The organism is Pontibacter cellulosilyticus, from assembly GCF_014306105.1.
Classification (GTDB): Bacteria; Bacteroidota; Bacteroidia; order Cytophagales; family Hymenobacteraceae; genus Pontibacter; species Pontibacter cellulosilyticus.
Window position 1 is genome coordinate 646,350 of sequence record NZ_JACRVF010000001.1, and the last position, 12,961, is coordinate 659,310.

12 protein-coding genes and 1 riboswitch are annotated in these 12,961 nt (G+C 45.8%); of the genes, 5 read left to right on the forward strand and 7 right to left on the reverse strand.

All coding sequences use genetic code 11. The features are described 5' to 3' along the window. Nucleotides 1-148 precede the first annotated feature (148 nt). The 5 genes from H8S84_RS02815 to H8S84_RS02835 all read right to left on the reverse strand — a co-directional run bounded on the left by H8S84_RS02815 (nt 149) and on the right by H8S84_RS02835 (nt 5,304). Entirely contained in the window at nt 149-1,099 is a 951-nt protein-coding gene (locus H8S84_RS02815) for a Rossmann-fold NAD(P)-binding domain-containing protein (protein WP_187065748.1), read from the reverse strand. Then, nucleotides 1,099-2,253, reverse strand: coding sequence for an aspartate aminotransferase family protein (locus H8S84_RS02820; protein ID WP_187065749.1), 1,155 nt, complete (start codon nt 2,251-2,253; stop codon nt 1,099-1,101). The genes H8S84_RS02815 and H8S84_RS02820 overlap by 1 nt, the downstream gene beginning before the upstream one ends. Nucleotides 2,254-2,385: 132 nt before the next feature. Further along, nucleotides 2,386-3,393, reverse strand: a complete 1,008-nt coding sequence (argC, locus tag H8S84_RS02825; RefSeq protein ID WP_187065750.1) for an N-acetyl-gamma-glutamyl-phosphate reductase — start codon at nt 3,391-3,393, stop codon at nt 2,386-2,388. Beyond that, a complete protein-coding gene (locus tag H8S84_RS02830) occupies nt 3,378-4,586 on the reverse strand; it encodes an argininosuccinate synthase (protein WP_187065751.1) in 1,209 nt (402 codons plus the stop codon). The genes argC and H8S84_RS02830 overlap by 16 nt, the downstream gene beginning before the upstream one ends. Before the next feature lie 16 nt (nt 4,587-4,602). Continuing rightward, complete coding sequence (locus tag H8S84_RS02835) at nt 4,603-5,304, reverse strand: GNAT family N-acetyltransferase (RefSeq protein ID WP_187065752.1); 702 nt, start codon at nt 5,302-5,304, stop codon at nt 4,603-4,605. A gap of 534 nt (nt 5,305-5,838) precedes the next feature. Here H8S84_RS02835 and H8S84_RS02840 point away from each other — a divergent pair. Next, on the forward strand, nt 5,839-6,129 hold the full coding sequence (locus H8S84_RS02840; protein WP_187065753.1) for a hypothetical protein: 291 nt from the start codon (nt 5,839-5,841) through the stop codon (nt 6,127-6,129). A 7-nt stretch (nt 6,130-6,136) separates the two neighbouring features. Here the strand turns inward: H8S84_RS02840 and H8S84_RS02845 are convergent, their stop codons facing one another. Further along, nucleotides 6,137-7,393 (reverse strand): aspartyl protease family protein, encoded by a 1,257-nt coding sequence (locus H8S84_RS02845; protein ID WP_187065754.1) that lies wholly within the window; start codon nt 7,391-7,393, stop codon nt 6,137-6,139. Nucleotides 7,394-7,568: 175 nt separating this feature from the next. Further along, nucleotides 7,569-8,897, reverse strand: a complete 1,329-nt coding sequence (locus tag H8S84_RS02850) for a voltage-gated chloride channel family protein (RefSeq protein ID WP_187065755.1) — start codon at nt 8,895-8,897, stop codon at nt 7,569-7,571. Between the two features lie 45 nt (nt 8,898-8,942). Continuing rightward, a riboswitch (Fluoride riboswitch) is annotated at nt 8,943-9,011 on the reverse strand. 78 nt (nt 9,012-9,089) lie between these two features. Between H8S84_RS02850 and H8S84_RS20195 the strand changes: the two genes are divergently transcribed. The 4 genes from H8S84_RS20195 (at nt 9,090) to H8S84_RS02865 (ending at nt 12,737) form a co-directional block, all read left to right on the forward strand. Further along, a complete protein-coding gene (locus H8S84_RS20195; RefSeq protein WP_262890221.1) occupies nt 9,090-9,212 on the forward strand; it encodes a hypothetical protein in 123 nt (40 codons plus the stop codon). Between the two features lie 319 nt (nt 9,213-9,531). Beyond that, entirely contained in the window at nt 9,532-11,268 is a 1,737-nt protein-coding gene (locus H8S84_RS02855; RefSeq protein WP_187065756.1) for a sodium:solute symporter family protein, read from the forward strand. Beyond that, nucleotides 11,208-11,660 carry a GNAT family N-acetyltransferase gene (locus H8S84_RS02860; RefSeq protein ID WP_187065757.1) on the forward strand — a complete coding sequence of 151 codons (453 nt, stop codon included), beginning with the start codon at nt 11,208-11,210 and terminating at the stop codon, nt 11,658-11,660. The genes H8S84_RS02855 and H8S84_RS02860 overlap by 61 nt, the downstream gene beginning before the upstream one ends. Nucleotides 11,661-11,663: 3 nt before the next feature. Next, on the forward strand, nt 11,664-12,737 hold the full coding sequence (locus tag H8S84_RS02865; RefSeq protein WP_187065758.1) for an alanine racemase: 1,074 nt from the start codon (nt 11,664-11,666) through the stop codon (nt 12,735-12,737). Nucleotides 12,738-12,961 lie beyond the last annotated feature (224 nt).

Below are 12,961 nucleotides of genomic sequence, written 5' to 3' on the forward strand. Positions count from 1 at the left end.
TAGCTCCGCACACCGTTTCATCCCCCTGCCCCCCTTCAAAGGAGAACTTATTCTGCAGATGTAAAATCAATTATTGAGAAACTACTCGCGCTGAATGTCCCCTTTAAAGGAGACATATGGATGAATTATACTTGAGAACAATTAGTAATTACAAAGCCTCCAGCATTCGCTTTAGTACTGCCTGCGCCGCATACGTACGGTTATTGGCCTGCTGCAATACCAGTGAGTTCTGGCCGTCCAGGATCTCATCGTTAAGCTCTACATTTCGGCGTACCGGCAGGCAGTGCATTACTTTAGCATTGTTAGTCAGGGCAAGCTTATTATCTGTCATCATCCAACCTGCTCCCTCAGTTAGTACTTTGCCATAGTCGTTGTAACTGGACCAGTTCTTTACATATACAAAGTCCGCGTTTTGAAGCGCCTCATCCTGATTTGTGGTTACAATTGCGTTCTCTGTGAATTCCTCTGCCAGTTCATACCCCTCTGGGTGCGTTACCACCAGTTCCACATTAGCCTGTCCCATCCACTCTGCAAAAGAGTTGGCCACGCATTGCGGAATTGCCTTTACATGCGGTGCCCAGGTAAGCACTACTTTTGGCTTTTTCCCTGTAGCCTTGTTTTCTGTAATAGTAACTAAGTCTGCTAGGCTTTGCAGCGGGTGGCGTGTAGCAGATTCTAAACTGACAATCGGAATACCGGAGTACTCAATGAACTGCTGCAGTAGCTCCTCATTATAGTCTTCGTCACGGTTCTGAAGTTTAGGAAAAGAGCGGATGCCAAGTATGTCGCAGTATGCTCCCATTACACCGGCTGCTTCTTTTATATGCTCTACAGTAGTACCATTCATGATGGCACCTTCCTGCGTTTCCAGTGCCCAGCCTTCTTTGTCCAGGTTCATCACCATTACGTTCATACCCAAATTCAGAGCAGCTTTCTGGGTGCTTAAGCGGGTACGCAAGCTTGGGTTCAGGAAGATAAGCCCCAGCGTTTTGTTTTCGCCGAGGTGTTTATACTTGTAAGGATTCTGTTTCAGATGCAGCGCCTCGTTTACCAATTCCTCTACATTGGCTACATCTTTTACTGACGTATACTTTTTCATTAAACTGCTGCTAATTCTGCCTTTAAAAGAATTGATTCAAATGCCTCCAGGAAAACTTTGCTTTCACGGGCTCCAATGTTAAGTGGAGGCAATAAACGTAGCGTATTCTTGTCTGACGATGAGCCAGTAAAGATTCCATACTCCTCCAACAGTTGCTTGCGTATGCCTGCACAAGGTTGGTTAAGCTCTACTCCTATCATCAGGCCTTTGCCGCGTACATCCTTCACACCTGGCATATGACGCAGTACGTCCATTATCCAGTTGCCTATGTTCTTTGCATTCTCTGTCAGGTTTTCCTGCTCCATTACTTCCAGCACGGCCAGTGCCGCCACACAAGCCAGGTAGTTACCGCCAAATGTAGTGCCCAGCATGCCGTGCTTTGCTTCAATGGCAGGGCTTATAAGCACACCGGCAACCGGAAAGCCGTTGCCCATACCTTTTGCCATTGTAATCAAGTGAGGCTTAACATCCGTGTGTTGATGGGCAAAGAATTTACCTGAGCGGCCGAATCCTGACTGTACTTCATCCAGAATAAGTAGCGCACCTACCTTTTCACAACCGGCAGAAACTGCCTTCAGGAATGTAGCTTCAGGCATATGTACTCCTCCTACACCTTGTATGCCTTCTACAATGACAGCAGCTAACTCCTGACCGTGCTCATTCAGCGCATTGGCAAAAGCATTCAGGTCGTTTAAAGGAAGAAATATGATGTTATCCGTTTCGTTGATCGGTGCCTGGATCTTAGGATCGTCGGTTGCAGCCACAGCAGCAGATGTACGTCCGTGGAAAGCTCCTTTAAAGGCAATTACTTTTTTACGACCTGTATGAAAAGACGCCAGCTTGAGCGCATTCTCATTTGCTTCGGCTCCGGAATTGCACAGAAAAAGGCTATAGTCATGATAGCCACTCAGAGCACCTAATTTTTCGGCAAGCTCCTGCTGAAGGGGCATTTTTACAGAGTTGGAATAGAAGCCGATGTCGTAAAGCTGACGGGCAATTCTTTTAACGTAGTGAGGGTGGCTGTGACCAATGGAGATAACGGCGTGGCCTCCGTAAAGGTCCAGGTAACGTTTGCCGTTCTCATCCCAAACATAAGCGCCCTGTGCTTTTACAGGAGTTATGTCGAAAAGCGGATATACATCAAACAGATTCATATTTGATATTTAGATGTAAGAAGTAAGACAATAGATGAAGTACTCGACGTACATAGGTTTAATTTTTATATTGTTAAAATGTCGTTTTCATGCTGTGTATAAAGAATCCCCCTTCAAAGGAGAACCTTATACTTAAAATGCACTGGCCTTCAGTTTTAGGCCGGCAGTTTCCTCCAACCCAAACATCAGGTTCATGTTTTGCACTGCCTGGCCAGATGCTCCTTTAAGCAGGTTATCTATCAGGCTTGTGATGACAAGTTTATCATCATGCTTTTCCAGGTACAGGAGGCACTTGTTTGTATTGGTTACCTGCTTTAGATCCGGAATAGAATCTGCAATCGTTACAAAAGGGTGGCTTCTGAAATAGCTTTTGTACATTTGCTCTGCCTCCTCTATACTTAATGTGCTATTAAGGTAACTCGTGCAAAGTATGCCTCTTGTAAACGGACCGCGGTAAGGCACAAAGTTTATTTCAGCCAAATCATCCTGCTGCATACCAGCCAGTGTGCGTCTTATCTCGTTGAGGTGCTGGTGCTGCAATACTTTATAGTTCGAGATATTGCCGTCGCGCCAGCTGTAGTGCGAAGTAGCACTCAGGCTCTGCCCCGCACCGGTGCTGCCTGTAATACCGCTTATATGTATTTCCTGCTGTAGCTGGTTCTGCTCTGCCAGCGGCAGCAGTGCCAGTTGTATGGCAGTGGCAAAACAACCCGGGTTGGCAATGTTCTGTGCCTGCTTTATCTCTTCCCGCTGAAGCTCTGGTAAGCCATATACGAAAGTCCTGCCGGAAGCCTCAACAGTTGCTTCTCTTATACTTTCATTCCAGCGGTAATCCTGGCTCAGGTCGATTATTCTTATACTTACCGGCAACTTCTCAGCTTCTACAAACTTTTTAGCTTCGCCGTGTCCAACGCACAGAAACAGCACGTCCACATCTTCCTGCAGTGTATCTTTAAAGTATAACTCAGTATCACCTAGCAGGTCTTTGTGCACCTCGTAAACTGGCTTTCCAGCCTGGCTTTTGCTGTGCACAAAGGCTATCTCTACATTGGGGTGGTTTGTGAGCAGACGTAGCAGCTCGCCGCCTGTATAGCCAGCGCCGCCTACAATACCTGCTTTTATACTTACTCCGTTGCCCATGCTGCTTCGGTGTTGTTTACGCTATGGTATAGCTTGGTTTGATTTCCAAAAATCTTGGCAAAGCCTTTCACATCGTCAGATGTCCAGGCGCGGTTCATTTCGCCGTAGCTGCCAAATTTATCACTCATCAGGTCGTGTACACTTTCTATACCCTCTACCTGGAAGCGGTAAGGCGCCAGCAACACGTATACTTTACCTGTAACGTTCTGCTGCGTGCTTTCCAGGAAGGCTTCAATGTCGCGCATAGTTGGGTCCAACAGCTGTCCCTCGTGCAGCCAATTGCCGTACCAGGCCGAAAGCTGGTCTTTCCAGTACAGTTGCCACTTGGTTAGCACGTGCTTTTCTAACGTATGGTGTGCTTTGATGATAACTAAAGGAGCTGCCGCCTCAAATCCAACACGCCCTTTGATTCCAATGATCGTATCACCTACGTGTATATCGCGACCGATGGCAAACGGTGCTGCCAAAGCCTGCAATTGTTGAATAGCTTTTACCGGAGTATCATACTTGTTGTCGTTTATGCCCACCAGTTCGCCTTTCTCGAAATGCAGTGTTACGTGCTCCGGTTCGTGCTTGCTTAATTGTGTTGGGTACGCCTCTTCCGGCAACGGCAAGTTCGATGTAAGTGTTTCCTTGCCTCCTACGGATGTTCCCCAAATGCCTTTGTTAATGGAGTACTGCGCTTTGGCAAAATCCATCTCTACACCGTGCTGCTTCAGGTACTCAATCTCCTCTTCACGCGACAGGCGTTTGTCACGGATTGGTGTAATGATCTCAACCTCCGGGATCAGTGCCTGGAATACCATGTCGAAACGCACCTGGTCGTTGCCTGCGCCTGTGCTGCCATGTGCAACAAAATCAGCGCCTACACTTTTGGCATGCTGTGCAATGGCAATGGCCTGCGTAACGCGTTCAGCACTAACGCTAAGCGGGTATACGTTGTTCTTAAGTATATTACCGAATACAAGGTACTTAATGCAGCTGTTGTAGAAGTTCTGTGTCTCGTTCAGGTGCGTGTGCTGCTTTACACCCATGGTATAAGCACGACGCTCAATTTCCTTCAGTTCCTCTTCTGAAAAACCGCCTGTGTCTACAATGGCAGAGTATACTTCCAATCCTAATTCCTGCGCCAGGTAAATGGCACAGTATGATGTATCTAAACCGCCGCTAAAGGCTAAAACTACTTTTTTCATGTCGGGTTACCGTTACTTAAGAAGCGTTACGCTCGTTACTGTTCATGTTTTGCTGGCCAGGGCGCATGCGGTGGCGTATCCAGCGATCATTTATACTTATTACTTTGGCTGTACTTTGCTTTTCAGGAGCTGGCATCTCAACTCTCTGCACAACCGGTAAAGCCATAAAGTTTTCTTCCTTGGTCGGGTCGTAAAGCATGGCGGTGCACAGGCAGTTTGTGCGGTTTTTGCTTTGCAGGATCTCAAAATTCACGCAGCTACGGCAGCCTTTCCAGAACTCCTCGTCATCAGTCAACTCAGAGTATGTAACAGGTTTATAACCCAACCCGGAGTTGATACGCATAACAGCAAGGGCTGTAGTAAGACCAAAGATCTTGGCATCCGGGTACTTCGTAAGGGAAAGCTCAAATATCTTCTGCTTTATCTGGCGAGCCAGTCCGCTTTTACGCAGCTCCGGCGACACGATCAATCCGGAATTAGCCACATACTTATCGTGCCCCCATGTTTCGATGTAACAGAAGCCAGCCCAGGTACCATCCTGGTGTAGGGCGATAACTGCTTTGCCTTCCATCATCTTCTGGGCGATATAATCCGGTGAGCGTTTGGCAATACCAGTACCACGCGCCTTAGCCGAAGACTCCATCTCATTACATATCTGTAACGCATACTTAACATGCTGCCCATTGGCAACTGAAACAATGAAATCGAATTGATTCATCTATGAGGTAATGAATAATACCCTGGCTGTGCAATGCACAGCACCAACGTTAAAAATTAAAGTATAAATACAGCTGCTTTAGGCAATACTTTTGCCTTTGGGTACACTGTTGCGAAAAGCTGTTGTGGAAGTATGACTACCGCATAGGTAGTCGGTAAAGCTGTAGGCTACCGCCTGTAGCGGACCGTAAGTGACGAGGCCCTAAAAACTATCCTTGCGTAAATAATAGAAAAAGTCGCACCCTCCATGGCTGGAGCGTGATTTATCAAAGATGATAAAGACGACGTTTTTTTCATTTCAGTAATTAATGCTTGGGATTACTTATACCCCTATTACGCTGCAAAGTTTTCTGAATAGTTTATTTATATCCAAGTGCTATGTTAATTTTCATCCAAAATTTATACTTCTTATGTTTTTTGTTTAACATATTAAACTTAACACATTATAAATTATTATCGGCAAGTAGTGTATTAGCCAAAAGCTTTAACTTGCGGCTTAAGTATGTTTAAACAACTTGCCTTAGGGTGTTACAGCATGAAAAACATTTCTGTACGGGTAATTATAGGTATTATATTTTCAGCCATTGGGCTGGCTTCATTATTTATTACCAAACAAACATTGATGGCGGCTATCTGGCTTAGCTTTGGTAACGGGCTTATCTTATCTGACCTGCGCCTGACGGGTGTTGATGAAAAAGGTAATGTGTTTGTGAAGCCAATTCCGAAGGCAAGGATGATAACAGCCTTACTTCTGATTGTTTTTGCTGTAGCGTTGTTGTTATTTCAGATCTTTCTAGATTTTCAGCAGCCATCGCTGCAGGAATAGCACCAATTTAGATGCGGCTCTGTAGCACAAAATTCACATCAAAAACCTTGTGCTCCCTTTTCAACCGCATTCTTATTTTACGCCCAGGTCTGCTGTCTATCATATCTAATATCTCAGGCAGCAGCATGTCTTTACACTCTACGCCATTTATACTTAGTATCTGATCGCCTGTCTCTATTCCTACCTTTTTAGCGGGTGTGTTTTCTGTCACATTCGAGACGATGTAAAGGTTAGTGCCTGGCAAAGGAGTTGATATCTCGAAACCAGCCAAATTATAGTTGAAAGGCTCCTTAAATTTACTGTTGGGTATCAGGGTTAGCTTGTTGTGCGGGTAATCCAGTATCACTGTAAACCTGTTTAACACATCTGACCCTAAATTACCGTTGCGGTTTGCAATTTTCAGCGCAGGTCTAATAGCTTCCTCGTCCGGGTAAGAGGCTGGCAGATTCGGCAATTCATACTTGCCCAGTACAAAAGCATTCAGCCTGCCAATTTTACCATGAATATCCCCACCTAGTCCACGGCCTAAATAAGCCTCCATTACCTTAGGCGGCAATGAGAGTCTCTCATTGGTTGGCAGGTACAAAGAAACAGTGTGGCTGGCGCCGGTATCCAATACCAATTTAACTTGCAGCGTATCGCCGTTTTGCTGGTGTACTTTACCATACACGTAGGCCTTCGTCTCTTCTATGTGCAGCGGAAACTCTTCGGCTTTACGCTTTTTCTTCAGTTTTACATCTGGACGGTACAGCGTAAGTGTTTTAGTGGAGTAATTGATCTTGACTATAAAATTCTTAAAAATATCATATCCTATAATCCCATGTACAGGCATTCCCATCCGGTGCGATAGATTGAAAACATCCTCCATTAATACATATACCTGGTGGTTATCTCCTTGTATGCCTTTCATTTGCATGGTGTTACCGCCAGAGTATAAGGCCTCAATATCATGTCCGGAACCAAGGCCACGAATGGCTACTTTATCAGCAGATTTCAGATTAAGAGAGTCAGAATAGTACAGTCGTGTGATCAGCGTATTGCGAACGCCGGAGTCAAGTATGAAATTGAGCGACTGTGAATCGTTTATCTTAACAGGAATAATGATGAGGTTGTGAACGAGTTTAAAAGGGAGCTTAATGTTCTTACGTTTCGAGGTAAAGTATACTGTATCGTGCTCGAACTTTGGCTGCACTTGTGCGGAGACAAATTCGGGCAGAAGAAAAAAAACGAGACAAAGCAGTGTCAGGAAACCAGCTTTTGTCATACGATTGGATATTATTGGTTCATACTATAAGCTTAACACTAATAATACGCAAAATATTCCAAAAGGACAATGTGCTATTTATTCATCTTCAATTATTTATAGCTTCTAATTGTAACATCGCATATAGCATTAATGAGATATTGCTAGAAGTATATACCGGAAACCAGCCCGCCCTTTACTCTTTATTAGCTGATGTGATGTCGCCAAGGTATTTGCCTTTGTGGCGGCCATATACCAGGTGCTTTGGGGTACCGATGAGTTGAGACCCGTAAATGCCTGAGTGCCCTGAAAACAGATAGGCTACAACGCAAGCAAGCGCCATATACACACTGCTGTCTGCGCCAAACAACTCAATAGCCATAATGGTACTGGTGAGCGGTGTGTTTGTGGCCCCGGAAAAGACTGCCACCAATCCCATGCCAGCCAGTAATGCCATCGGTAACGGTATAGCACCGGATAAAGCATTGCCAAGTGTGGCACCTGTAAAGAAAAGCGGCGTTACTTCACCCCCTTTAAAGCCAGCTCCCAGTGTAAATGCAGTAAGCACAACTTTTACAAGAGAATCGTACCAGGGCAAAGCTTGCTCAAAGGCAGCCAGGATAGTGGGCACGCCCAAGCCAATATACTTGGTGGTTCCCATTGCCCAGACTACTACGGCAATTACTAATCCTCCAAGCAACGGACGGAACGGTGCATAGCCAATGTACTGCCTGAACTGCTGCGAGAAGAAGTGCGTGCTTCTAGAAAAAACCATCCCCGCCAACCCAAAAATAGCACCAGCAACCAACGCATAAAATATAGCTATGGGGGATAACTCAGGAACTACCGGAATGGCAAAAGAAGTATGGCCAACACCCCATGCGAAGCAGACATAATCGGCAATAACGGCAGCCAGGAAACTAGGTAAAAGCGCCTCATACCTAAGCCGGCCAAGTATAAATACCTCTAGCCCAAAAACAGCGCCGGCCAGTGGTGTACCAAACAAAGAGGAAAACCCTGCGCTGATCCCTGTAATGATAAGTACCTTTCTGTCGCGGGGCCGCAGTTTAAAGATCTTGGACAGCTGATCAGCCAGGGCTCCACCCATCTGCACTGCGGTACCCTCTCGTCCGGCTGAACCACCAAGCAGGTGCGTTACTAGGGTGCCTAACAAGACCAGCGGTGCCATCAGGAATGGAATGATTTGCTTAGGTCTTTGAATCTCTTCCAACAGCAGGTTATTGCCTTTGGCAGCACGGCCGGCAAAATAGTGGTACAGTAATCCCACGAACAACCCTCCAATTGGCAGCAGCCAGATGATCCAGGTATTTGCTTCGCGGTAATCTGTTACCCAATCCAATGCCACCAGGAAAAAAGCGGAGGCAGAGCCCGCCATGCAGCCCACCAGCACACAGATCAGCAGCCATTTTAAAGTATAAAGTATGGCAGTTGCCTGCTCTCCGGAAGAAAGCATTTTGCTCAGGAATTTTGAAAAGGCAAGATTGCGGGGCGTACGATTTTTCATGTTCTAGCTGACGACAAATATACAAACAGGCAATGTATAGCAAAGCCTTCTGTAGGAGTCATCAGCGCTGCCTGGGCAGGCGGTTACAGGTGGTACCCCATCACCTAATAACAAAGGTAAATTTTATACTTAATTATACAAAAAGTAGCTCCAACGGATGATGCACGAATCCTTAAATTCGTATGTATAAGCATGGATGCTTTAATTGTAACATTGGTGTTGGCCTCGTTTGGAGTCGTGTACCTAATAAAAACAGTTTATACCAGCAGAAAAGGGAAGAAGCCAGAGAGAAAACACTTCGATCATTACTGGTAACCCCAGAGAACTGCGAGTATAAAGTGCAGCGGATTCTAGTAGTATTGTTTTCAACTTTCGCTTTACACCAGACAGCCTCTGCCCTACTCCTGTAAATTGAACTGAGCTAATAAATTTGCCTCCACCACCTCAGTTTTAGTTGGCAGCAGCAAGAGTAGTTAATATAAGAGATATTGCACAAATCCACTGCTAAAAATTCACCTTCAGGAGCATCAAAAATGCATTAACTTTAAATTTACGTGCATTTGCGCCTTTTTTTCATTATCTTCAAGTATAACCTCCTACTTACAACTTGAAAGTAATTATACTTTTCTAATACATGCACTATATAGACTTGTCCATCTTTGCGGCATACATGCTCGCGATGCTCGGAGTTGGATACTACTTTCTAAAAAAGAATCAGGGCGCAGAAGACTATTATGTTGGCGGCCGCACCATGAGTAGCGGGCACATAGGCTTGTCAGTGGTGGCAACTGATGTAGGCGGTGGCTTCTCAATTGGATTGGGAGGGCTGGGCTTTGCCATGGGGCTTTCCGGTTCGTGGATGCTATTTACCGGACTGCTTGGAGCATGGTTGGCTGCAGTTTTCCTGATCCCGAAAGTGAAAGACAATCCGGCCTTTGCAAACTTCTTTACCTTCCCGCAGATATTCGGGCACTATTTTAACGCAAGAGTAGCTTTACTGGCAGGAATTATTTCAGCTATTGGCTATACCGGCTTTACCAGCTCACAGATACTGGCAGGTGCCAAGCTGGCCAGCGGCACGTTTATAGACCTAGATCTTAATACTGCCTTGCTTGTAATGGGTATCATGGCTGTTGTTTATACTGTAATGGGTGGCCTTAAAGCCGTTATTTACACCGATACTATTCAGTGGGCCATCTTGATGGGCGGCCTCGTGTTTATAGGCATACCTATATCGTTTCTGGCAGTAGGTGGCGGCATAGAACATTTAAGCTTTGCGCAGCTAACAGACCCTGCTTTTCTTGCTGCACAATCAGGAAGAAGTATGGCCGCTGTCCGCAGTACGCTGCCTCCAGAATTCCTGAGCCTGAGCAATATTACCTGGCAGCAAATAGTAAACTGGGCTATCACCATTATTCCGATCTGGTTTGTTGGCATGACTCTGTACCAGCGGATTTATGCCTGCCGCGACGTGAAAACAGCTAAGCGGGCCTGGTACATTGCCGGACTTTTCGAGTGGCCTATTATGGCGTTTATGGGCGTGAGCCTGGGCATACTGGCAAGGGTGGCAGCCGAACAAGGAATGTTTGATGGAATGACAGCCGGAGGCGTGGTAGATCCTGAAACCGGCCTCCCCATGCTGCTGCGCTCAGTGCTGCCGGTTGGCCTGATGGGGCTGATGCTCTCCTCCTACTTCTCGGCCATACTTTCTACTGCCGACAGCTGCTTAATGGCGGCCTCCGGTAATATTGTAACCGATGTGCTAAGCCATTTCCGCCGCATCGATCCAAACGATTCCTCTACCCTTAAACTCTCTCAGTTAGTTACATTGCTGGTAGGTGCATTTGCGCTGTGGCTGGCAACCATGATGACGAACGTGCTGGACCTGATGCTCTACTCCTATGCTTTTATGGTGTCGGGTTTGTTTGTGCCGGTACTGGGTGCCTTGTTCTGGAAAAAGCGCAGCAGTGTAGCCGCGTTCTGGGCGATGCTGATGGGTGGTGTGGTAACGGTAGTGCTGCAGGTTTTTATGCTGGCAAGTATAGGTGCCGGTACAGATATGGTGCTCCTGGCAAAGCAATTACAGCCTTATTTCGCTGAAGCCGTAAACCTTCAGGCCCTAACTACGCCAGAGCTACAGGCATTGGTTAACCAAACATTGTCCACAAACAGCCTGGTACATATTCCTGTTATGGGTTTAACATTTAAACTGCCCTACAACCTGAACCCTAATTTATTCGGATTATCTACTTCCGCAATTTTATACTTTACGTTAACTATTTTATATCCCGATAAAGAGAAAAATAAAACATGGCAGAAAACAACAACGTCAGCTACAACTTCTTTACCCCAGGAAATAACGCAGAGCTAGACCAGGACGAGGTGCTCGACTTCCTGTTCAAGCATCTGGATGAATACGGGGATCAACGTGCCGACATTGCCAAATGCATGGATTACGCCCTTTCTACCGCAGAGGGTAAAGGAGGTTCTGTAGTAGTTGCCCGCGAAGACAGTAATGTAGTAGGTGCGCTGATTATGAACAATACCGGCATGAGCGGGTATATACCTGAAAATATCTTGGTGTATGTGGCTGTGCACAACAGCCAGCGCGGAAAAGGCGTAGGTAAAAAGCTTGTGCAACTGGCCATAGACAATACCGAAGGTAGCGTTGCCCTGCACGTAGAACCACAGAACCCAGCAAGGCACCTTTACGAGAAGCTGGGCTTTACAAACAAATACCTAGAATACAGACTACAAAGATAAACCATGGCAGTTTTAAAGCTGTACCACGATAAACTTCAACACAATTACAACCACCTGGACCGGGTGTTTAAGCAGCATAGTATAGACTGGGGCATTGTAACCAAACTTTTATGCGGCAACGAGCTTTTTCTGAAAGAGGTACTGGCGCTTGGCGTGCAGGAAATCCACGACTCCAGGGTTACCAACCTGAAAGCCATCAAAAAAGTAGCCCCTCATGTGCAGACGGTGTACATTAAACCTGCACCGAAGCAAAGTATACCCGACATCATTCAATTTGCCGATGTCAGCTTTCAGACGGAGTATGAAATTATCAAGCTCTTGTCTGACGAGGCGGTGCGACAGCAAAAACAGCACAAGATCATCATCATGATCGAGATGGGTGATTTGCGCGAGGGTGTGATGGGTGATGACCTAGTTAATTTTTACGAAAAGGTATTTGAGCTACCCAACATTTCAGTGATAGGTTTGGGAGCTAATTTTAACTGCCTGCATGGCGTTATGCCTACCCGTGACAAATTGATACAATTGAGCCTGTACAAGCAAATCATCGAGGCAAAATTTAATCGTAAAATCCCTTGGGTATCAGGAGGCACCTCTGTTACCATTCCGTTGCTTTTTACCCACCAGATGCCACAGGGTATTAACCATTTTAGGATCGGGGAAGCGCTTTTCTTTGGCCTGAACCTGTTTACCGGCGAAACTTTTGAAGGCATGTACGATGATGTGTTCGAGCTTTTTACAGAGATAATAGAGCTAACTGAAAAGCCGATGATCCCTAGTGGGATGCTTGCCGAAAACCCGAGCGGCGAAAGTTTTGAAGTGGATGAGAGCCTCTACGGTAAAACTTCACACCGCGCCATACTTGACGTGGGCTTACTCGATATCAACCCAAAGTTTCTGATACCAAAAGACGAAAGTATAAGCGTTATAGGTGCCAGTTCTGACATGTTGGTAGTGGAACTTGGAGACAACAAGGAGAATTACAAAGTAGGTGACATGCTTCGCTTTGGTTTACGGTATATGGGCGCGCTTAGCATACTTAACTCACGGTATATTGCCAAGGAAATAGTGAGGTAGACCTTGTTTCCTGCTGATGCGAATTAATTATGCTCAGGACCATATGATTTACAGAAGCCAACCTGCTCGGATAAAGATACTCTTGCTGTGCTTTAGCTTTTGTGGTGTGAGGTTGTTTTGCAAGCTTCCTACTTAGTGTGCATGTTATTTATTCCAAAATAGCCACCTGATCAATAAAAAGAGTGATAATGCCAGAAGCAACAGACCCACTAAGCTAAACATGT